The organism is Pseudomonas putida (assembly GCA_041071465.1).
GTDB classification, from domain to species: Bacteria; Pseudomonadota; Gammaproteobacteria; order Pseudomonadales; family Pseudomonadaceae; genus Aquipseudomonas; species Aquipseudomonas putida_P.
Genome location: CP163498.1, coordinates 5,827,434 through 5,848,116, shown reverse-complemented (window position 1 = coordinate 5,848,116; position 20,683 = coordinate 5,827,434). Strand labels below are relative to the sequence as shown.

At 64.4% G+C, this 20,683-nt stretch carries 17 protein-coding genes and 1 pseudogene; 6 read left to right on the top strand and 12 right to left on the bottom strand.

What is annotated here, in order from left to right; translation table 11 throughout:
• Positions 1-147: 147 nt before the first annotated feature.
• Positions 148-1,860 (bottom strand): FAD-dependent oxidoreductase, encoded by a 1,713-nt coding sequence (locus AB5975_26815; protein XDR20029.1) that lies wholly within the window; start codon positions 1,858-1,860, stop codon positions 148-150.
• Between the two features lie 194 nt (positions 1,861-2,054).
• On the opposite strand from AB5975_26815, the gene AB5975_26810 reads away from it, so the two are divergent.
• From AB5975_26810 to AB5975_26800, 3 genes and pseudogenes are all read left to right on the top strand, one after another.
• Positions 2,055-2,831, top strand: a complete 777-nt coding sequence (locus AB5975_26810; protein XDR20028.1) for an IclR family transcriptional regulator — start codon at positions 2,055-2,057, stop codon at positions 2,829-2,831.
• 139 nt (positions 2,832-2,970) lie between these two features.
• Positions 2,971-4,022, top strand: a pseudogene (locus AB5975_26805) (Gfo/Idh/MocA family protein).
• 30 nt (positions 4,023-4,052) lie between these two features.
• A complete protein-coding gene (locus tag AB5975_26800) occupies positions 4,053-4,868 on the top strand; it encodes a sugar phosphate isomerase/epimerase family protein (GenBank protein XDR20027.1) in 816 nt (271 codons plus the stop codon).
• A gap of 211 nt (positions 4,869-5,079) precedes the next feature.
• On the opposite strand, the gene AB5975_26795 is transcribed toward AB5975_26800, so the two are convergent.
• From AB5975_26795 to AB5975_26775, 5 genes are all read right to left on the bottom strand, one after another.
• The gene (locus AB5975_26795) at positions 5,080-6,405 is read right to left on the bottom strand and encodes an MFS transporter (protein ID XDR20026.1); all 1,326 of its coding nucleotides are present in this window, start codon (positions 6,403-6,405) and stop codon (positions 5,080-5,082) included.
• Between the two features lie 378 nt (positions 6,406-6,783).
• Complete coding sequence (locus tag AB5975_26790) at positions 6,784-8,466, bottom strand: FAD-dependent oxidoreductase (protein ID XDR20025.1); 1,683 nt, start codon at positions 8,464-8,466, stop codon at positions 6,784-6,786.
• Positions 8,467-8,507: 41 nt separating this feature from the next.
• A complete protein-coding gene (locus tag AB5975_26785) occupies positions 8,508-8,828 on the bottom strand; it encodes an NIPSNAP family protein (protein XDR20024.1) in 321 nt (106 codons plus the stop codon).
• On the bottom strand, positions 8,813-10,546 hold the full coding sequence (locus tag AB5975_26780; GenBank protein XDR20023.1) for an FAD-dependent oxidoreductase: 1,734 nt from the start codon (positions 10,544-10,546) through the stop codon (positions 8,813-8,815). The genes AB5975_26785 and AB5975_26780 overlap by 16 nt, the downstream gene beginning before the upstream one ends.
• A gap of 4 nt (positions 10,547-10,550) precedes the next feature.
• Positions 10,551-11,360 (bottom strand): shikimate dehydrogenase, encoded by an 810-nt coding sequence (locus AB5975_26775; GenBank protein ID XDR20022.1) that lies wholly within the window; start codon positions 11,358-11,360, stop codon positions 10,551-10,553.
• Positions 11,361-11,515: 155 nt separating this feature from the next.
• Here AB5975_26775 and AB5975_26770 point away from each other — a divergent pair, with 155 nt between their 5' ends.
• On the top strand, positions 11,516-12,286 hold the full coding sequence (locus AB5975_26770; GenBank protein ID XDR20021.1) for an IclR family transcriptional regulator: 771 nt from the start codon (positions 11,516-11,518) through the stop codon (positions 12,284-12,286).
• Between the two features lie 51 nt (positions 12,287-12,337).
• Here the strand turns inward: AB5975_26770 and AB5975_26765 are convergent, their stop codons facing one another.
• Entirely contained in the window at positions 12,338-13,012 is a 675-nt protein-coding gene (locus tag AB5975_26765) for a GntR family transcriptional regulator (protein ID XDR20020.1), read from the bottom strand.
• Positions 13,013-13,292: 280 nt separating this feature from the next.
• On the opposite strand from AB5975_26765, the gene AB5975_26760 reads away from it, so the two are divergent.
• Both AB5975_26760 and AB5975_26755 read left to right on the top strand, forming a co-directional pair.
• Positions 13,293-14,615, top strand: a complete 1,323-nt coding sequence (locus tag AB5975_26760; protein XDR20019.1) for an MFS transporter — start codon at positions 13,293-13,295, stop codon at positions 14,613-14,615.
• A gap of 13 nt (positions 14,616-14,628) precedes the next feature.
• Entirely contained in the window at positions 14,629-15,369 is a 741-nt protein-coding gene (locus AB5975_26755; GenBank protein XDR20018.1) for an aldolase, read from the top strand.
• Between the two features lie 56 nt (positions 15,370-15,425).
• Here the strand turns inward: AB5975_26755 and AB5975_26750 are convergent, their stop codons facing one another.
• The 5 genes from AB5975_26750 to AB5975_26730 form a co-directional block, all read right to left on the bottom strand.
• Positions 15,426-16,670 (bottom strand): OprD family porin, encoded by a 1,245-nt coding sequence (locus AB5975_26750; protein ID XDR20017.1) that lies wholly within the window; start codon positions 16,668-16,670, stop codon positions 15,426-15,428.
• Between the two features lie 194 nt (positions 16,671-16,864).
• Positions 16,865-17,908, bottom strand: a complete 1,044-nt coding sequence (locus AB5975_26745; protein ID XDR20016.1) for a polyamine ABC transporter substrate-binding protein — start codon at positions 17,906-17,908, stop codon at positions 16,865-16,867.
• The gene (locus AB5975_26740; protein ID XDR20015.1) at positions 17,905-19,041 is read right to left on the bottom strand and encodes an NAD(P)/FAD-dependent oxidoreductase; all 1,137 of its coding nucleotides are present in this window, start codon (positions 19,039-19,041) and stop codon (positions 17,905-17,907) included. The genes AB5975_26745 and AB5975_26740 overlap by 4 nt, the downstream gene beginning before the upstream one ends.
• The gene (locus AB5975_26735) at positions 19,038-20,396 is read right to left on the bottom strand and encodes an FAD-dependent oxidoreductase (GenBank protein ID XDR20014.1); all 1,359 of its coding nucleotides are present in this window, start codon (positions 20,394-20,396) and stop codon (positions 19,038-19,040) included. Before AB5975_26735 ends, AB5975_26740 begins: the two co-directional genes overlap by 4 nt.
• A complete protein-coding gene (locus tag AB5975_26730; protein XDR20013.1) occupies positions 20,393-20,683 on the bottom strand; it encodes a (2Fe-2S)-binding protein in 291 nt (96 codons plus the stop codon). Before AB5975_26730 ends, AB5975_26735 begins: the two co-directional genes overlap by 4 nt.

Below are 20,683 nucleotides of genomic sequence, written 5' to 3'. Positions count from 1 at the left end.
ACGGATGCTTGTTGCAGGGGGTGTGCCAAGGTGCAGCGGCCATAGAATTCAGGAGCTGCGGGCCTGGCGGTGTTCACAACCTGAACAATCGACGGTTTTGCGAGTGTTCATTTTCTGAACAGGGCGCTGCAAGCCTTTCGGCTTGCCTCACTCGTATCCTTGCGCCCCGGCAATATGCCGCCCGGCCACATAGCCGAAGGTCAGCGCCGGCCCCAGGTTGATGCCGCCCGATGGGTACCAGCCACCAAACACGCTGGCCATGTCGGTACCCGCCGCATACAAACCTGCAATCGGCTGCCCGGCCTCATCCAGCACCTGGGCATTGCCGTCGGTGCGCAGCCCGGCAAAGGTGCCGAAGCAGCCGGGCTGTACTTTCACCGCATAGAACGGCCCGTGCTCGATGGGCGCCACGCAAGGGTTGGGGCCTTTGTGCCCAGGGTCGCCTTGCTTGCGGTTGAACGGCGTGGACCCCCGGCCAAAGGCGGGGTCCTGGCCATTGCGTGCGTGCTTGTTGAAGTCGCTGACGGTGGCCCTTAACCCGGCCGGGTCAATGCCGCAGGCATCCGCCAACGCTTCCAGCGTGGCACCTTGCTTGAGGTAGCCGCTGCGCACATGGGGCCCCACCGGCAACGGCGCGGGGCGGGCGTGGCCCAGCCCGTAGCGGCGCAGGAACCGATGGTCGCAGACCAGCCACGAACACACCGCTTCATCCTGCGGCACCGCCGCGACCATCGCCGATACATAGTCGTAGTAGCCATGCGCTTCATTGACGAAGCGCTTGCCGTTGGCCAGCACGCCGATAATGCCCGGCTTGCCGCGCTCGATAATGTGCGGAAAATGGCCGACGCTGCCGTCGCGGTGCGGCACCTGCGAAACCGGTGCCCAGGCCACCGGCGATTTCAAGTCGGTGGCAACCACGCCACCGGCAGATTCCCCCAGGCGCAGGCCATCGCCCGAGCAGCCCTTGGGCGGCAGCGCCAGGTTGTCGTGGCCGCTGGCATCGCGGGGGAACAATTGCCGGCGGCGGGCGTTGTCGTTGGGGAAGCCGCCTGCCGCCAGCACTACGGCCTTGGCGCGAATCAGCTGCTCGCCCTGCGGTGTGGCCACCCGTGCCCCGCGCACCTGGCCATCCTCGACCAGCAGGTGCTTGGCCGGCGCCGACTCTTGCAGGTGCACGCCCAGGTCCTGCGCCGATTTGGCCAGGCGCGCCACCAGCGCCACGCCGTTGACCAGGTGCATCGCCCGGCCGTAGCGGGCCAGGTGGTACAGGTGGCGGCCAAAGCGTTTGCACACATGCAGCAGGGCTTTGGGCGAGCGGGTCATGTTGAGAAAAGCAGCAAGGTCGGCGCCGGCCATGATCGGCATGCCCATGAATGAGGTTTCGCGCAGGGTCTTGCGCAAGCGCGGCAGCAGGGCGCCAACCTCGCGGGCGTCATAGGGCGCGGCGATCACCTGGTGCCCGCCCTGGGCTGCCCCCGGTGTGTCGCCATGCATGTCGGGTATACCGTTGCCGTCGGCAAACTGCAACGCCGTGTGCTTCTCGAAAAACGCCACCATGTGCGGGCACGCTTCAAGGAAGGCATCGACGCGCTCGGCGTTGTAGTTAGCCCCCAGTTCATGGCGCAGATAAGTGCGTGGCTGTTCGATGTCTTCTACGATGCCGGCCCTGCGCGCCAGTGGATTGCGCGGCGCCCAGGCCCAGCCACCGGACCAGGCGGTGGCACCGCCAAACACCGGTTCCTTCTCCACCAGGATCACCTTCTGCCCATGCCAGGCAGCCGTTACGGCCGCAGCCAGCCCGGCGGCGCCAGAGCCTATGACCAGTACATCGCATTCGGTTTCGAAGGGAGCGGAAGGCATCACGGGATTCCTGTATTGTTATTGGAACAAGGTTCCATATTCTTGTCGGCAGCGTCTCGGCCTGCAAGGGCAGGCGGGTTGTGCCAGGCAAGTACTGGGCGATCATCGGACATTCACAGTCGCTGGCGCTGCGCTGGCTAGCGACGATGTGGAATCATCTTCTAGAATTCGCAAAAAAATCAGGGACCTGTGTCATGGCTGGTAGTCAGATCGAACGCGCCTTCAGTCTTGTAGAAAGCCTTGCCGGTGAGCCCCAGGGGCTACCGCTGCAAACCCTGGCCGAGCGCCTGGACATTCCCAAAAGCGCTGCCCACCGCATGCTCACCGAGCTGGTGCGGCTGGGCTATGTGCGACAAAACCGGGAAAGCAGCCGTTATCAGCTATCGGCCAAGCTGGTCGCGCAGGGCTTTCGTTACCTGGCCAGCAGCGGTGCCGACATCATCCAGCCGATTCTCGACCGCCTGGCCCAGGACAGCGGCGAACTGGTACGCCTGGGTGTGATCGAGGGCGTCCGGCAAACCTGGATCGCCAAGTCCCAGGGCGCCCGCTCCGGGCTGCGCTACGACCCGGACATGGGCCGCGATGCGCCGCTGTTCTATACCGCCTCCGGGCATGCCTGGCTGGCCAGCCTGAACGATGAGCAGGCGCTGCAGATGGTGTTGCGCCAAGGCATTGCCGACCCCGCTCAGTTCGGCCCGAATGCACCGCGCTCCACCGATGAGCTGCTCGCCTACCTGCACCGCGCCCGCGAGCGTGGCTACGCCTGGGTCGAGGAAACCTCCGCCATTGGCACGTCGGCCCTCGCCGCAGTGGTGCGCCGCCCGCAAAGTGACGAGGTCATCGGCGTGCTGAGCATCGCCGGGCCCAGCGCGCGCCTGGCACAAAGCCGCCTGCCCGAGCTGGCACCGCTGCTGCTGGCGGCGGCGGACGAACTGTCGGCTGCCAGCCGCGCCAGCGAGTTGTTCGCTTGAAGGCATAAAGCGGTCGATTACCGCACAGTCTGTTGAGCCGGTTCTTCTGAAAAGCTGAACCAGGTTCTAAATTGTTGATCGTGGATTCTGGAACTGAGTTTCAGAATTCACAAAACAACAATGACAAGAGGACAGGCTGTTGAACGCACCCCTTCGTATTGCCTTGATCGGCGCTGGCATCATGGGCCGCCAGCACTACCAGCACTTGCGCAATGTGCCGCAAGCCCAACTGTGTGCCGTGGCCGACCCGGCCCACAGGCCGAAGCCTTCGCCGCCGAGTGCGGTGTGCCTTGTTTTGCCGACCATCGCCAGATGCTTGAGCGTGTGCGCCCGGAGGCGGTGATCATCGCCAACCCCAACAATCAGCATGTGGCCACCGCGTTGGATTGCGTCGAGGCCGGCGTGCCGGTGCTTGTAGAAAAACCGGTAGGCGTACATCTGGATGAAGTTCGGGCACTGGTAGAGGCTTCGCGTCGGTGCAATGTGCCGGTGCTGGTCGGCCACCATCGCCGGCACAACCCGCTGATCGCCAAGGCGCACCAGGTGATCAGCGAAGGCAAGCTGGGCCGGCTGATCAACGTCACCGCGCTGTGGCAGTTGCAAAAGCCCGACAGCTATTTCGAAACCCCCTGGCGTCGCGAGCCAGGGGCGGGCTTTTTGCTGACCAACCTGATCCACGACCTGGATCTGCTGCGTCACCTGTGTGGTGAGGTGGTGCAGGTGCAGGCGTTCACCCGCAACGATGTACGTGGTTTTGCCAACGAAGACAGCGCAGCAGTGCTGCTGCAATTCGCCAATGGCGCGTTGGGCAGCCTGACGGGCTCGGACGCGGTGGCCGCGCCCTGGAGCTGGGAGCTGGACTCTGGCGAAAGCCCGATCTACCCGCGCCAGGACGGTCAGCCGTGTTACATGCTGGCTGGTACTCAAGGGGCGTTGAGCATTCCCCAGCTCAAGCGCTGGCATTACGCCGAGGCCGGTTCGGGCTGGCACACGCCGCTGCTGCAGTGCGAGGAGAGCATCCCCGCTGGCGAGGCGTTGACCCTGCAGTTGCAGCACTTCGTGCGGGTTGCCCGTGGTGAACAGGCGCCGCTGATCGATGCCGCCGACGGTGGCCGCACCCTCGCGCTGATCGAAGCGATCCGCCAGGCAGCCGAAAGCGGCCGGGCCTGCGCGCCCGAGCACATTGGCTGAAGCAACCTTACTCTTTACTGGTGACGATAAATGACTGATCGGATTTTCTCCCTCGCGGCCCTGACGGTACTCGAGCTGTCCCCACCGGACATGGTCGAGGCTGCCGCCCGCGCGGGTTACAGCCACGTTGGCCTACGCCTGGTGCCCGCTACCGAACACGAGCAGCACTTCCCGTTGGTGGCCGATGCCGACCTGCGTCGGCAGACCCAGGCGCGCCTGCGCGACACCGGCATCAAGGTGCTCGACCTGGAGATTCTGCGCCTCAAGCCGGAAACCTGCGTCGCCGATTTCGAACCGATCCTGGCGGTGGGCGCCGAGTTGGGGGGCACCGAACTGCTGGTGGCTGGCAACGACCCGGACGAAGCGCGGCTGACCGAACGCTTTGCCGCTTTGTGCGAGCTGGCGGCGCGCTACGGCATCTACCCGCACCTGGAGTTCATGCCCTGGACCGACGTGCGCGACCTGCGCCAGGCCATGCGAGTGGTGGCCAACGCCGACCACGCCAATGGCTGCGTGCTGGTGGATGCCTTCCACTTCAACCGATCCCACTCATCGTTGGACCACCTGGCGCAGTTGGCTCCGCAGCGCATGCGCTATGCCCAGCTGTGTGACGTGGCCGGCCCAGTACCGGCCGACATGGACGAGATTCTGCGCCAGGCGCGTAACGAGCGACGCTTCCCCGGTGATGGCGATGCCGACCTGGTCAGCCTGCTGCGCGGCTTGCCGGCAACCGTGCCGCTGAGCCTGGAAATACCCACACGGCAGTTGCTGGAGCAGGGCATCAGCGGCGAACAGCGCGCGCGCATGGCGCTGGAGAAAGCCCTGGCGGTGTTGGCCAAGGTCTGATTTCGACCGGCAGCGCCCCCTTTTGTAGGAGCGGCCTTGTGTCGCGAAAAGGGCCGCAAAGCGGCCCCAGATTCTCAGGCGTGTTGCAGAAATCGCTGGGGCTGCTTTGCAGCCCTTTCGCGACGCAAGGCCGCTCCCACTGTCATGGCCATTATTACTAGCCCAAAAAAAGGGCCCGCAAGGGCCCCGTAGAGAAAAGTGGCTAGCGCCCTCAGGCGCTCTCGACCTTGCGCGGTGCCATGAAGTACATCCACACCAGCGCCAGGAAGTACATGGCCGGGATCATGGTGAACAGCACGGCATAGTTGTTGTGGGTAGCGGTCAACACGCTGCCGACGATTTGCGTCATGAACATCCCGCCAATCGCCGCGCACATGCTGCCAAACCCGAACACCGTGCTCACCAGGTGCTTGGGTGTGTAGTCCATCACCAGGCTCCAGATGTTCGCCGTCCACGCCTGGTGCGCGCCCACGGCCAGCGAGATGGCGGCCACTGCAACCCAAAGGCCACTGGCGTTGGCGGCAAAGATGACGCTGAGCATGGTGCAGGCGAAGATCAGCATCGACACCAGCCGCGCAGTCGTGGCACGCACGCCACGGCCAATCAGCCACGACGACAAGATGCCGCCACCGATGCTGCCAAAGTCCGCCGTCAGCCAGATGATGATCAGCGGGATGCCCATCTGGGTCACGTTGATGCCCAGGCTGTACTGCTGGTTGAGGAATGGCGGCAGCCAGTACAGGTAGAACCAGAACACCGGTGCGGTAATCGCATAGGCCACTGCAAACGCCCAGGTGCCACGCAGGCGCAGGATACGGCTGAACGGCACGCGGGTCGGCTCGGGCTCGTCGTCCTGCTGTATGTACTGCACCTCGCTCTGGCGCACGCTGGGGTGGTCTTCGGGGTTGTAGTACTTCAGCACCCACAGCACCACCCATACCAGGCCCAGGCTGCCCATGGCGATGAACGCGGCCTGCCAGCCCCACACGGCGAGGATCAGCGGCAGCAGGGCCGGGGTGACCATGGCACCGACGTTGGTGCCGGCGTTGAACAACCCGGTGGCAATCGCTCGCTCACCCGCTGGGAACCACAGGCGCACGGTCTTGACGCAAGCCGGGTAGTTGGCGGCCTCGGTCAGACCGAGGATGAAGCGGCACACCATGAAACCTGCCGCCGAGGTAGCCAGGCCATGGGCACCGGTGGCCAGGCTCCACAGCAGCACGGCGAAGAAGAAGGCGCGTTTGACCCCGACTTTGTCGATCAGCCGGCCCTGCAGCAGAAAGCCGATGGCGTAACCGACCTGGAACCAGAAATTGATGTTGGCGTAGTCCATCGCCGTCCAGCTCATTTCCTTGGCCAGCACGGGCTGCATGATGCCAAGGGCGGCGCGGTCGATGTAGTTCAGGGTGGTGGCGAAGAACACCAGGGCAAGCATGCCCCAACGGGTTTTGCCGACGCCGAAGGCGCCGCGAAGCTTGTCGCCGATCGAACCCTGGGACATCCGGGGTGCGGCGGGGGTGATCTTGGAGTGGTTCATAAACTGCTCGTTTCTTGAAATTGTATTCAGCTGCGGTGCTACGGGTACGTGACCGGTTCCCAGGCAGGGGGCACGCAAGGCCGGTGCATGGTGAGCAGTGAAGGCGGCAGCGTCAATTCAAGAGACGGGCTACTGTTCGGTTACCGAACGGTTGCGTTGGCCTGCGGGCGCGGCAGGGATTCACGTCAATAAAGGGTAGAAGGCTTTGAGCCTTGTTGCTGGATGGGCGCAGTTTTGATGAGAAGGGCAGGCTGCCCATTACCCAGCAGCCGTTCACGGGCTTCCGTTTACCGCGAGGGTTGTTGCAACAGCCACTCAAGGTTGCTCAGATGGAGTAACCCTATGAGTAGCCGTTTCGAAAATCAGGCCTCGCTGTGGTCATATTGAGCTCAGGCCACTCAATGCTCTCCCGGCCAGATACCCAAAGGTCATCCCCGGCCCAAGGGTAATACCGCCGCTCGGGTAGTGCCCACCCATCACGCTGTGCATGTCGTTACCCACTGCAAACAGCCCGGGTATCGGCTGCCCCGCGTGGTCCAGCACGCGGGCCGAGGCGTCTGTGCCCAGGCCGGCGAAGGTGCCAAGGCTGCCTGGCAGCAGTTTTACCGCGTAAAACGGCCCCTTCAGCAGCGGGCGCAACGATGGGTTGGGCACTTGCAGCGGTTCGCCCTGGGCCTGGTTGTATGCCGATACTCCTCGCTGGAAAGCAGGGTCTCTACCTTGGGCTGCATATTGGTTGAAGCCTTCTACCGTGCGCTGCAACTGCGCAGCGTCGATCCCACAGCGCTGCGCCAATTGCGCCAGGGTAGCGCCATTGTGCAAATAGCCACTGCGCTGATAGAAGCGGGTAGAGAAGGGAAACGGCTTGGCCCACCCAATGCCATAGCGCCGTTGCGCAGTGTGGTCACAGATCAGCCAGGCCTCTGGCCGCTCGCCTTGCGGCGTGGCGGCGAACAGCGCGTTCATGAAATCGTGGTAGCAATCGGCTTCGTTGACGAAGCGCCGGCCATCGCGGCGTACGGCAATGAACCCGGGCTTGGCGCGGTCGATCAAGTGCGGGAAATGACCGAAACCGCCATCACGTCGCGGCACCCGCGACACAGGTGCCCACGCGCCACTATGGACCGCAGTGGTAGGTACCAGGCCACCGGCCTGTTCGCCCAGGCGCAAACCGTCTCCGCTGTTTTCCCTGGGCGCTGCAGAGTAATGCTGGTCACCGCCAGGCGCGTGCGGCATCAGCTGCGCGATGCGCTGGCGGTCATGCGGGAAGCCGCCACAGGCCAACACCACACCACGGCGGGCATGGATGACCTGGCCATCGGCGAACAGTGCGCCGCTGACCCGCCCTTCGCCCAGCAAGCGGCTGGCGGGTTTGTCGGTCAGCAAGGTCACGCCGAGGTCGAGGGCGCTGCGCAGCAGGCGCGCCACCAGCGCGTTGCCGTTGACCAATTGCAGCCCGCGACGGTGCAGCAGCAGGTCGCGCCCATGACGCAACAGGCGTTTGCCCACATGCAGCGCCGCCTTGGGCGAGCGGGTGGCGTTGAAGAAGGCGGCCATGTCGGCGCCCCCGGCAACGCCCATGCCGGCCAGGCTGACGATATCCAGCGGCGGGCGCAGCTTGTGCAGCCAAGGCCCGAGCAGGCGACCGTCATAGGGCAGCGCACACAGCGAGCGCCCACCGCGTGCACTGCCATCGCCTTCACGCATGTCGGGCATACGGCTACCGCACTGGAACTGCACGGCAGTGTGTTGCTGGAAGAACGCCACCATCTCCGGGCCATGGCGCAGGAACGCGCGTTGGCGTGGGTCCAGCGCGCGGGTGTGGGTTTGCGCTCGTAAGTAACGCTCCGGGGCATCGTCGTTTTCAAGGATGCCCTCGGCGATGGCCAGCGGGTTGCGTGGTATCCACAACCAGCCCCCCGACCAGGCGCTGGTGCCGCCCAGCTGGCTGGCTTTTTCCGCCACGATCACTTGCAGGCCGTGATGTGCGGCGGTTACGGCGGCAGCCAGGCCAGAGGCGCCGGCGCCGATGACGAGTACGTCACAGTCGAGGGGTTGCATGGAAGGGGTCCACTCAGGCATGGGAAGAGGTGGCGTGCGGTTTATTGCAGCGGTGAGAAGCCGGTCGGCCGCAGCAGCCGCGATTGCAGGCGCTGTACCGCACCCAGCTCGCGGTTGCGCCGCGAGAACTCCGCCCAGCGCGGGTCTGCCGCCATGGCTGCGCGGCGAGCCATGCGCTCGTCGAGGCTGGCGTAGCCCCAGATGTGCACCACCTGGTTGACGTCGCCGAACTCACTGGTGAAAAAACCGACCAGGTTGCCCAGGTGTTCGCTTTGCACTTCCAGCGCATGGCTTTGGTACAGGGCCAGCCAGTCGGCCATTTTCAGTGGGTCGAGGGTGTAGGTTCTCAGTTCGTAGTACATGCTGGGGTCTCCGTGTGGGCAGTCGGCGCCTGCAGGCGCGCGGTGATGTGGTTGGCAGCGAGCCAGCCGAAGGTGAGGGCAGGGCCCAAGGTGATGCCGGGGCCGGGGTAGGTACCCTTCATCAATGAGTTCATGTCGTTGCCGACCGCATACAGCCCGGTGATGGGCTGGCCGCTACGGTTCAACACGTTGGCATCGGCGTTGGTCACCAGGCCGCGGGCAGAGCCGAGGTCGCCGGTGTGGATGCGGATGGCGTAGAACGGCCCACTGCTCAATGGCGCCAGGCAGGGGTTGGGCGTGTGTTGCGGGTCGCCCATGTAGCGGTTGTAGCGGTTGCTGCCTTTGCCGAACGCGCGGTCGATGCCATTGCGGGCATCGGCATTGAACTGCTCGAGGGTTTGCGCAAACACCTGTGGGTCGACGCCGATGGCCTGGGCCAAGGCTTGTGGTGTTGCGGCCCGGTACAAGTAGCCGGCGTCGATCAACGCCTGGTTGTTCACCGGCTTTGGCCGCGCCAGACCCAGCCCGTAGCGATTTATCGCTTCGGCATCGCAGACCAGCCAGCAACTGGCAATGCCGTTGGCGAACATGGTCTGCACAAAATGGTGGTAGGAGTCGGATTCGTTGACGAAGCGGCGCCCGGCCGGGTCGACCGCAATCACGCCAGGTTTGGCGCGGTCGGTGACCAGGTGCGGGAAGCGTTCACGCTCACCCCCGGCGTGGCGCAGTTCGGAAACCGGCGCCCAGAAGAAGTTGGCCGCCAGGCCCTCGCCCTCGGCTGCTGCCACGGCCTGGCAAAGGCGCAGGGCGGCACCGTCGTTGGCCGGCGGTGACATGGTCAGGTGCGGCGCCTCTTGGGGCGGTCTGTAGTTGGCGGCCAGTGCGCCAGCAGCGAACCCGCCCATTGCGCACACCACGCCACCACGAGCAGATACCCGCACACGGAGGCCCTCGCGCTGTACAACTACGCCAGTCACCACGCCGCACTCGACGATCAACTCCACCGCTTCGCTGCGCAACCAAAGCTGTGTGCCGTGGGCAAAAGCGCTGGTGGCGAGGCGGGCAATCAATGCATTGCCGGTGGTAAGCCGGGTGCCACGCGGGTGCTGCAGGCGGTCCCGCGCGTAACGCGCCATCAGTTTCAGGCAGTGCCACAGCGACCTGGGCGAGCGGCGAATGCTGAGGAAATGCTGGATATCCACGCGGTTGACCATCATGCCGCCGAACAGCAGCATGCCGGGCGGGGGCATCTGCAGGTCCTTGAAGCGTGCGCCGAGGTGCTTGCCATCGTACTCGACCATTTCCAGCGCGCGACCGAACTGAGTGGCACCGGGGGCATCGGGGTAGTAGTCGGGCGAGTGTGGGCGCAGGGCATAGCGCAACTCGGTGTTCTGCTCCAGCCAGCGCAGCGCCTGGTGGCCTTGTTCGATGAAGGCGTTACCCAGAAGAGGGTCGTAGCCGTCGCCGATCACCTGCTTGAGGTAGGTGCGCATGGCCTCGGGGGAGTCCTTGGCTCCGGCGGCGCGGGCTTGATCGGTGCCGTATAGCCACACCGCACCGCCAGATATCGCCGAGGTACCGCCAAAGTGCTCGGCCTTTTCCACCACCAGTACCTTCAGCCCACGGCGGGCCGCCGTGGCGGCAGCGGCAAAGCCACCGGCGCCGCTGCCCAGTACCACCAGGTCGAAGCGGTGTTGCGTGTCGTCAGTGGTCGCCATGGTTTCAGATCTCCAGCGGCGTTACGCCCATGAAGGCGCCAAGGTGGCCGAGTTGGGCGAAGGCCATTTCCGGGCCGGTCTGGATCGCGCAGCCTACTTGGCGTGCGCGGTTCAGCAACGGGGTGATCTCGGGCGAAGTGACCACGTCGGCGACCAGGGTGTCGGGCTGTAGAGTGGCCACTAGGGCGGCGGACAGTGGCAGTTCCGCACTGTTGCCCATGCCGACAGGCGAGGCGTTGGCCACCAGGTCGAAATCTTCCAGCCCACTGAACTGCGTGCTGATCGTGAGCCCGGGGAAGGCGCTGCCGAGCAATTCGCACACCGCACCCATGCGCGCTGTGCTGGGGTCGCTGAGGGTGATGCTGGCAATACCTGCCTCGCCCAGTGCATAGGCGATGGCACTGCCAACACCGCCGCAACCGATCACCAAGGCCCGCTTGCCCGCTGGCTCGAAACCATGCTTGCGCGCAGCGCCCAGGAAGCCTGCGCCGTCCACGTTGTCGCCCAGCAGGCGCCCGTCGCGCTCGCGACGTATCACATTGACCGAGCCCAGGGCCGCTGCGCGTTCGCTCAGGCCGTCCAGGCGGTTGGCCAGGGCCTGCTTGTACGGCACGGTGACCACACAGCCGCGCAGGTTCTGCCAGCCGCGCAGGGTGCCGGCAAAGCTGTCCAACGCTGCCTCATGCAGGTCGATGGGCAGCATGGCGAGGTTGCAATTGTTGTGGGTGAACCAAGTGTTGAAGTTTTCCGGGGACTTCACCTGGGCGATGGGCGAACCGACGATGGCGACCAGTTCAGTGGAACCACGAATCATGCTGACCTCCTTATTGGCGTTGTTATGGCGGCAAGGGTGGGCCAGAGGGGCGTGGGTAACAATGCGCTCATCGGGTATTTAGTGCGATAATCGCAACCATGAGCCGGTTATCGCAGTAATCGGCTGTTTTTGTCCCCTGCTTGCGAGCCGAATGCATGAGCACACCCGCTATTCACCCCCGTGACCTGATCGCGGGCTTGCAGAAAGGCCTGGCGCTGATGCAACTGTTCAGTGCCGAGCAGCCACGCCTGAGCGTGCCCCAGGCAGCCAGGCTGTCCGGCCTTACGCCCAGCGCTGCACGGCGCTTTCTGCTGACCTTGGTACATGAAGGCTTTGCCGAAACGGACAGCCGTGAGTACTGGTTGACGCCCAAGGCCTTGCGCCTTGGCCAGGCGTATGTCGACTCGGCGCAACTGCCGCGCATGCTGCGGCCGATTGTGGAGCAGGTAGCGCGGCAGACGCAGGAGCATGTATCGGTGGGTACCCGCGATGGTGACGAGATCATCCACCTGGTGCGCAGCCGCTACAGCCATGTGGCGTCGTTGTCGATCAGGCCGGGCTCTCGGGTGCCGATGCATTGCACGGCCGGTGGGCGGGTTTGGCTGGCCTGGCTGGATGAGGCGGACCGGGATGAGTACTTCGTGCGTAACCCGCTGCGTGCGTTGACGCCTTACACGCAGACTGACCGGGCACAGCTGGAGGCTGCGTTGCAGCGGGTGAAGGCGCAGGGTTTCTGCATCGTTGATCAGGAATATGAAATCGGCATGCGGGTACTGGGTGTGCCGTTGCTGGACCGGGCCGGTCAGTTGAAGGCGACGCTGACCATCACGACCCATGCATCACGGCTTAGCGTGGATGAGGTACGGCTGCGCTACTTACCGGCACTGTACGAGGCGCAGGCGCTGCTTCGACCCGTGCTGGATTGAAATGGCCCGGCGGGGGCGTTTCATCGGCTTTTTACAGGGCTAACCCACCCATCAGGCGTTCCCCTGCACCCACTGCACCAGCCGTTCGCCATCGTAGGCATTGTGCTGCCAGGCCAGTTCGCCGGCAGTCTCGCTCTCGCCCTTGAGGATCGCCTGCACAAAGGCCTGATGCTGCTCCAGGATGGTCTCGGGGCTGGTATGCATCAGCAGGTTGGTGGTGTTGATGACCCAGCGCACTTGCTGCTGTACCAGTGCGTACTGGCGGATCAGACGCTGGTGGCCGGTACCTTCGATAATGGCCTGGTGCAGGGTGAAGTCGCATTGGTTGATGGCCTTGCGTGTCCCTTTGGCACAGGCCTTCTGCAGCGCCAGAAACGCCGCTCCGATCGCCTGCAGCACCTGCGCATCGCCTTGCTTGGCCACCAGTGTGGCGGCCAGCCGTTCCAGGCTGCCACGCAGCGTCCAGATTTCCCAGATGTCGTCGGCTGTCAGCTCAGCCACTTGCCAGCCCACATACGGCGTCTGCACCACGATCCCCTCTGTCGCCAACCGGTTCAGGCCGGTGCGCAAGGTGCCGCGGGCGATGCCCAACTGATCGGCAAGTGCCGTTTCGGTAATGCGCTCACCGGGCTTCAGATGCCCCGACAAGATCGATTCACGAAGGCTTTCGGTGGCTTGTTGTTCTGCAGAAAGCTTCGAAACCGGCCGAAGCTGGATGGATTTCATAGACACAGGTCCTGGTGGCGATACGCCCACATATAGCATTCGCCGCCGTTGGCTGTACACCCGGCCGCTCGCACGCGCGCACGGGTTGAGCAGAAACCTTTGGCACGCAGCAGCCAACCTGCTGAAATTACTACCGTTAATTGTTGATTGTTGACAATCAGCAATGTTCGGCCTAGCGTTTCACCGAGCCAGGCCTGGCCAGCGAGACATAACAACAACGACAGCAGTACCTATTCATCAATGCCTACAACTAGAACAAACGTGCATACAAGGTGAAAACATGAAAGAGGCGATCCTTGATGGGGCAGAGCGTGCGCCGGCCCATCAACTCGATGCGATTTACCGCAAGATGTCACTGCGGCTGATTCCGTTTCTGTTCGTTTGCTATGTGCTGGCCTACTTCGCCAGGATCAACGTCAGCTTCGCCAAGCTGGACATGCTGGCTGACCTGCATATCTCCGAAACCGCCTACGGTCTGGGCGCGGGTATTTTCTTCCTGGGCTACCTGGTGTTCGCCGTGCCCAGCAACATGATGCTGGAGCGTGTCGGTGCGCGGCGCTGGATCGGTTTTATCATGGTGGCCTGGGGGTGTCTGACTTCGCTGATGATGTTCATCGAGCAGGCCAGCACCTTCTATGCCCTGCGTTTTCTGATTGGTGTGGCTGAAGCCGGGTTCTTTCCGGGCATCATCTTCTACTTCACGCGCTGGTTCCCCAGCGAGCGGCGCGGGCGGGTCATTGCCTTGTTCATGGCTGCTATTCCGCTATCGGGGATCATTGGAGGGCCGCTGTCGGGCTGGATCATGTCAGCCATGCGGCATGCACCCATGGGCGTGGCGAGCTGGCAATGGCTGTTTCTGTTGTATGGCCTGCCCACTGTCGTGGTCGGTCTGTTGGTCAAACGCTGCCTGCCAGACAGTTACCAGGACGCGAACTTCCTTAGCGCGGCAGAAAAGCGCTTGGTGGGGGACGAACTGACCAGGGATGCCATGCGTCGGCCGTCCAGCGCGCAGCGCAGGTCGCTGAGCAGCTTTCTGTTCTCACCGGTGATCTGGTATTTCAGCCTGGTGTACTTCCTGATCGAAATGGGCGAGTACGCCCTGGGTTTCTGGATGCCGACCATCATCCGCAACGCCGGCTTCGACGACTTGCAGTCGGTCGGCCTGCTGACGGCCATTCCTTACCTGGTCGCCAGCGGCGTGATGATCTACATCGGGCGTTCGGCCGACCTGCGCAACGAGCGCAAATGGCACCTGGCGATTCCACTGTTCATTGGCATGGTTGGCCTGATCATCGCTGCGCACTTCGCCCACAGTGGCGTGCTGGCCATGCTCGGGCTGACCTTGGCCACCTGCGGGGTGATGGCCTCCTTCCCGATCTTCTGGACCGTACCCACTGCGCTGTTGGGGGCCAATGCCGCCGCCGGTGTGGCGCTGATCAACTCGATCGGCAACCTGGCCGGCTTTTTCAGCCCGTTCCTGGTGGGCTGGACCGTGGACTTGACCCATAGCACCGACCTTTCGCTGTACGTGGTGGCGGGTTGTGCGTTCCTCGGCGCGGTGCTGTTCGTGCTCGTGCCTAACCGTTTCGGCAGCAGCCAATAAGGAGAAACGACCTATGCAAGCCGTTCAAAGCCTGGAGCAAGACCTGTACAACCAGCCTGAAGTCGTGCGGTTGCGCGAGCAACTGGCGCTGGCCCTGCGCGCCGCCGCCCACCATGGCCTTGCAGAAGGCGTGTGCAACCACTTCAGCGTGACTTTGCCGGGCCGGCCCGACCTGTTTCTGCTCAACCCGCGCGGCCTGATGTGGGAAGAAGTGCAGGCTGACGACATCGTCATGGTCGATGACTTCGGCAAGCGCCTTGCGGGGCGTCATGAAATCGAACCGACGGCGATGTTCATCCATGCCGCGATCCACCGTGTGGCGCGCAAAACCTGCGTACTGCACACGCACATGCCGCACGCCACTGCGCTAAGCCTGACCGAGGCGCGGGCCCTGGACACCACGCTGTCGCAGAATGCCATGCGTTTTCACGACCGCCTGGTAATCGACGACCAATACAACGGCTTTGCCCTGGACCATCGCGAGGGGGAGCGTATTGCCCAGGCCATGAATGGGGCAGACATCGTGTTCCTTGGCAACCACGGAGTGGTGGTGTGTGCCGAGCGCATCGATCATGCCTATGACGACCTGTATTACCTGGAGCGGGCGTGTGAGGCGGAAGTGCTGGCGCGCTCGACCGGCCTGAAGCTGAAACCGGCCGACCCGGGCATGGCGCGGAAGGTGGCGGAGCAGGTCGAAGGCGAGCGCTTGCAGTCCGAACTGTTCTTCCTGGCGCTGGGGCGCAAGCTCAAGTAACCCCGGTGCCCCTGTAGGTGCGGGTGAACCTGCGCCTACAGGGCCCTGTCAGGTGGTCAGAACAGGTTGAGCGGATACTCGGTGATTACCCGTACTTCATCGATCTGCCCGCCGCGGTCCGAGCTGCGGTAGCTGGCCTGGCGCACGCGAAACGACAGATCCTTGGCCACGCCAGCCTGTACCACGTAACGCAACTCGACATCGCGTTCCCAGGCCTTGCCATCCAGGTCGCCGCCACTGCCGTTCTTGAAGTCGGTGCCTTTCACGTAGCGGGTCATGAAACTCAGCCCCGGCGCTCCGTAAGCGGCCAGGTTAAGGTCATAGCGGGCCTGCCAGGACTTCTCGTTTTCGTAGTCGAAGTCCGAGTACTGCACCGAGTTGGCAAAGTTGTAGACCGCGTTGCCGTCAGGGCCATACACATAGTCGCCGGTGCCGGACACCTTCTGGTACGCCAGGGTGAAGGCATGTGCGCCCAGCGTCCAGGTGCCGCCCAGGCTCCAGATGCGGTTGTCCAGGTCGCCACTGCGGGCCTGACCGATGCTTTGGGTGTCGTAGGCGTTGAAATCCAGCTTCAGTGACTGGCTGGCGCCCAGCGGCAACAGGTAGCGGGTGTTCACGTAGTACTTGCGAAAGTGCTCGGCAGTCTTGGCGTAGTACAGGCTGCTGGAAAGCCGCTCATTGAAGCTGTAGACCCCACCAATGTAGTCGACTGCGGTCATGCGCCCGCTGTCGCGGGACGACTGGTTGCGGTTGGTCAGGCCGGTGAAGTGGCCCGCATCCAACTGCAGGTTGCGGATTTCCTTGCTGGTGAGCGAGAAACCGTCGACGGTCTCTGGCAGCAGGCGGCTGTCGGAGGTGGCCAGCACCGGCACCGCCATCACTTGTGTGCCGTATTTGAGTACGGTGTTGGACGCACGCACTTTCAGCGCCGCACCGGCCTTGCCGATGTCCTGCTTGGCGCCGTGGCTGTCTTGCTCTAGCAGACCAGTGCCGCCACCGGTGCGGCCATCGCCGGTGTCGAGCTTGAAGGCGTACTGGCCGATCAGGTCGATACCGAAACCCAGCGTGCCTTGAGTGAAGCCGTACTGAAAGGTGCCGATGAAACCCTGGGCCCATTCCTCGCCGTAGTTCTGCCGGGCGCCGCTGGCGCGGTTATCACGCTGCATGTACATGTTGCGTGCCTTGATCGACAGCTTGCTGCCTTCGATGAAGCCTGCCGATTCGGATTGCTCGCTGGCCTGCAACAAGGGGCTGGCGGATGCCAGCAAAAGGGCGGTGACACCGAGTGGGTTGATGCTCATTTCATGCTCCGATTGCTTGTTCTAGTTAAGTGGCAGCGTGATGCAAGGGGTGCCTGAGCCGTTTTTCGGGCGTGCAGAAGCCCTATCCGCGCCTTTGCAGGGCAGAGCGACTTTGCGGTTATTGGTGGCTCAAGCGGGTGGTGCGCCCGCTGGCCGGCACCTGGGGGGCCGGCAGCGGGTCAGGGGGCCTCGGCCTATCGCTCGATCTGGCGATTCCAGCGGGCGTTCCATTCCGGGCGTTGGGTGTTGACCTGGTCCCAGTCGATGGTCACCGCCGTTTGCAGGTAGGTTTGCATGGCTTCGACCTGGCCACGGGTCTTGTCGCTGGTCGGGGTGTTGGGGTTGGACGGGATCTGGTCACCCAGCTCCAGCGCCGGTGCTTGCGCCTCGGGGCTGAGCAGGAACTCGGCAAGCTTTTGTGCAAGCTCGGGCTGGTCGTTGTTGGCGGTGACGCACTCGGCCTGGTTGAGCACCACGGCGCCTTCTTTCGGTGCGGCATACTCCACCGGGATGCCCTTGAGCTTCAGTGCGGTCACCTGGGTAGGGGTGAGCGGGAACAACGCGGCTTCGTCGGTTTGCACCATTTCCGACAGCTTGGCCGAGTTGGGGATGTACTCCAGCACGTTCGGGCCAACGTTTTTCTTCCACGCAGTGAAGCCTGGGTTGACGTCGGTATCGCTGCCGCCGTGCAAGCGGTTGTACATCAGGAAACCGTGCAGGCCAAAGGTGGACGAGGCCATCGACTGGAACACCACCTTGTCCTTGAAGCGCGGGTCGGCCAGGTCGTTCCACGAAGTGGGCGCTGCCCAGCCCTTGGCCTTGAACAGGCGGCTGTTGTAGGCAAGCCCGGTCACGCCCAGGCTGACGGCGGCGGCCTTGTCCTTGATCAGGGCCTTTTCCGGCAGTTGGGCCAGCGTCGGGTTGGGCTTGAGCGTGCTGCACAGGCCCATGCCGATGGCGCGGTACATGATGCCGTCATCCAGCACCATCACATGGATCGACGGCTTGTTCGGGGTGGCCTGGACCTTGGCCAGGATGTCGGCCGAAGTACCGGGGACGATCACCACTTTCACCCCGTTGGCCTTCTCGAACTGGGGCAGGATATTGTCGCTGAACAGCCGCTCCATGGTGCCGCCGTTCATGCCCAGGTACAGCGTGGGTTGAGCCATGGCGGGCAGGCAGGCGAACAGGCCGGGCACGGTGCAGAACAGGGCGAGCAAACGTTGCTTGTGCGTCATGACAGGTTTTCCTTGTAGTGGTGGTTGGGCTGAAAACGGTCGATGGAAAAGGCTGCCAGGCTGATTGCCGGCGCGCCATGGAGTACGCATTGCGCCAGGGCCTCGCCAGCTGCCGGGCCAATCTGGAAGCCGGCGCCGGCAAAGCCGAAGCCATGCAGCAGGCCAGGTTGCAGCAGGCTCGGGCCGAGCACCGGTTCGTCATCGGGCAGGTAGCCCTCGGTGCCGCTCCAGGTGCGAATGGCCTGGGCGCCGGCCAATGCCGGGTACAGCTCGGTGGCGTTGCGCAGGATATCGAGTACGGCGGCTTGCCCAGGGCGCGCGGTGGTCGCGGTCAGGGCGAAGCCACGGCCACCGCCCAGCACGCAGTTGCCGCGTGCCACCTGACGGGCGTAGATGCCACCGCCTTCGACCCCGGTGCTGGCGGTCATGAACAGGGGGAGCGGCTCGGTGACCAGCATGGCCGGGTGGGCTGCGCTCAGCGGCACCGGCTCGCCGTATTGCTCGGCCAACTGCGCCGACCAGGCGCCAGCGCAGTTCAGCAGCCAGGGCGCCTTGAAGCACTGGCCTGAGCTGGTGCGCACAGTGAAGCGCTGGCCGTCGTGGTCCACTTCCAGCACCTTGCACTGCTCATGTACCTGGGCGCCGCTGTGCCGGGCGGCCTGGGCGAACGCGGGTGACACCAGGCGAGGGTTGGCGTGGCCATCCTCGGGGCAGTACGAGGCGCCAACGGCGATATCGCCCACCCAGGGGAAGCGCTGGCGCAGTTCGCGGCGCTCCAGCAATTGCAGGCGTAGGTCAAAGGCCTGGGTCCGCCGGGCATAGGCTTTCAAGGCGTCGAAGTCGGTTTCGCTGCGTGCCAGCTTCAGGTGGCCGCTGCGGGCGTATTCGCCATCGATGCCGATCCACTCGCGCAGTTGCCCCCAAATGGCGTGGGCACGCATCGACAACGGCAGTTGCGCCAACGAGCGGCCCTGGCGGCGTACACCGCCGTAGTTCACGCCGCTGGAATGCGAGCCACAGAAGTCGCGCTCCAGCAGCGCCACCTGCTGGCCACTGCGGGCCAGGGTCAAGGCGGCGCTGCTGCCGACGATGCCGCCGCCGACGATGATGGCATCCACTTCGATCAGCGTCATGGCTTGATCTCCAGGCCGAAGGGCAGGGGCTTGATCGGGGCCTGGCCGCGCAGGCGGCCGACCTGGTCAATGGGGCGACCGCTTTCGCAGGCGATCAGTTCGGCGGCGGCTGCACCGCACACGCGGCCCTGGCAACGGCCCATGCCGACCCGGCACATGGCCTTCACCCGGTTTATTTCCCAGTGCCCGGCGCGCACGGCGGTGCGGATTTCGCCAGCGCTGATCTGCTCGCAGCGGCAAGCCGTGAGCAGGTCCGGCGCTTGCCGGGCCCACTGCTGCGGGAATGGGAAGGCTTGTTCCAGGCCTTGGCGAAAGCGTTGCAGGGTGGCCAGGCGCTTTTCCAGCTGCTGCTGGCGTTGCGGGTTGCCAGGCTTGCCCAGGTCGGCCAGCAGCGTCAGGGCGGCCAGTTCCCCGGTCATTTCCGCGCCGTCGGCACCGAGGATGCCGGCACCGTCGCCGGCCAGGTACACGCCTGGGCTGCTGGCGCGGCCTTGGGCATCACGTACCGGTAGCCAGGCGCGGTTGAGGGTATTCCAGGCAAACTGGCAGCCGAGCAGGTCGGCCAACTGGGTTTCACTGCGCAAGGCGTGGGCGAACGCCACGGCGTCGCAGGGCAGGCTGTGCTGCTGGCCATTTCGTGCCCAGCGCACACCGCTGGCACGGTGCTCGCCGTCGATACCCAGCAGCGTCACACCCTGATGCACCGGCACGCCCTTGGCGGCCAGCCAGGCGCGGTAGTACAGGCCCTTGGCGAAGGTGCCTGGCTGCAGCAGCAGGCGTGGCAGGGCGCGTACCTGGGCACTGAACGGCGATGTATCGAGCACGGCACTGACCGTGGCGCCGGCCTTGGCGTACTGGTAGGCCACCAGGTACAGCAGCGGCCCGCTGCCCGCCAGCACCACCCGCTCACCGATGGCGCAGCCCTGGAACTTCAGGGCAATCTGTGCGGCGCCCAGGGTGTACACCCCGGGCAAGGTCCAGCCGGGGATCGGCAACACGCGGTCGGTGGCACCAGTGGCGACGATCACTCGGTCGAAGGCCAGTCGGTCGGCCAGTTGGCCCTGCTGCAAGGTGTCCAGCACCTGCTGCTCGGCGTTCCACACCAGGGTTTCCGGACGGTAGTCGATCTGCCCGTGCAACTGCTCAAGTGTGTTGTGCAGGGCCTGCGCCTTGCCGGCCTCAAAGCCATACAAGGCTTTGGCCGGGCGGCGAAAGTTGGCCGGCTGCTGGCGATAGATCTGCCCACCGCCACGGCTGGCTTCGTCCAGCAGCACTGGGTGTACGCCGTGGGCCACCAAGGTTTGCGCGGCGCGGATACCGGCAGGGCCGGCACCGATGATGACGATTGCACTCATGGTCGGCGCCCCGGATCACGGCTCACGCAGTGGCCTGGCTCAAGGAACGTCGAGCAGGCGCGCACCCGGCGGCCGTCCTGCAGGCGTACCCAGCAGTCCTGGCAGGCGCCCATCAGGCAGAACCCGGCGCGTGGCTCGGCGCTGAAGTCACTACCGCGCAGGTGCTCCGAATGGGTCAGGATGGCCGTCAGCAGGGTGTCGCCGTGCATGCCCTGGGCCGGCTGGCCGTCGAGCAGGAAGGGCACAGGCTCGCGGTCGTGTTCGGCCACGCGCTTGAACAGGGGCAT

Bases quoted from the DNA above. Each gene is read 5' to 3' on its own strand.
- AB5975_26815 (XDR20029.1), bottom strand. From the start codon at position 1,860: ATGCCTTCCGCTCCCTTCGAAACCGAATGCGATGTACTGGTCATAGGC.
- AB5975_26795 (XDR20026.1), bottom strand. From the start codon at position 6,405: ATGAACCACTCCAAGATCACCCCCGCCGCACCCCGGATGTCCCAGGGT.
- AB5975_26740 (XDR20015.1), bottom strand. From the start codon at position 19,041: ATGACGCTGATCGAAGTGGATGCCATCATCGTCGGCGGCGGCATCGTC.
- AB5975_26765 (XDR20020.1), bottom strand. From the start codon at position 13,012: ATGAAATCCATCCAGCTTCGGCCGGTTTCGAAGCTTTCTGCAGAACAA.
- AB5975_26745 (XDR20016.1), bottom strand. From the start codon at position 17,908: ATGACGCACAAGCAACGTTTGCTCGCCCTGTTCTGCACCGTGCCCGGC.
- AB5975_26770 (XDR20021.1), top strand. From the start codon at position 11,516: ATGAGCACACCCGCTATTCACCCCCGTGACCTGATCGCGGGCTTGCAG.
- AB5975_26760 (XDR20019.1), top strand. From the start codon at position 13,293: ATGAAAGAGGCGATCCTTGATGGGGCAGAGCGTGCGCCGGCCCATCAA.
- AB5975_26735 (XDR20014.1), bottom strand. From the start codon at position 20,396: ATGAGTGCAATCGTCATCATCGGTGCCGGCCCTGCCGGTATCCGCGCC.
- AB5975_26785 (XDR20024.1), bottom strand. From the start codon at position 8,828: ATGTACTACGAACTGAGAACCTACACCCTCGACCCACTGAAAATGGCC.
- AB5975_26755 (XDR20018.1), top strand. From the start codon at position 14,629: ATGCAAGCCGTTCAAAGCCTGGAGCAAGACCTGTACAACCAGCCTGAA.
- AB5975_26810 (XDR20028.1), top strand. From the start codon at position 2,055: ATGGCTGGTAGTCAGATCGAACGCGCCTTCAGTCTTGTAGAAAGCCTT.
- AB5975_26780 (XDR20023.1), bottom strand. From the start codon at position 10,546: ATGGCGACCACTGACGACACGCAACACCGCTTCGACCTGGTGGTACTG.
- AB5975_26730 (XDR20013.1), bottom strand. From the start codon at position 20,683: ATGCCCCTGTTCAAGCGCGTGGCCGAACACGACCGCGAGCCTGTGCCC.
- AB5975_26800 (XDR20027.1), top strand. From the start codon at position 4,053: ATGACTGATCGGATTTTCTCCCTCGCGGCCCTGACGGTACTCGAGCTG.
- AB5975_26750 (XDR20017.1), bottom strand. From the start codon at position 16,670: ATGAGCATCAACCCACTCGGTGTCACCGCCCTTTTGCTGGCATCCGCC.
- AB5975_26775 (XDR20022.1), bottom strand. From the start codon at position 11,360: ATGATTCGTGGTTCCACTGAACTGGTCGCCATCGTCGGTTCGCCCATC.
- AB5975_26790 (XDR20025.1), bottom strand. From the start codon at position 8,466: ATGCAACCCCTCGACTGTGACGTACTCGTCATCGGCGCCGGCGCCTCT.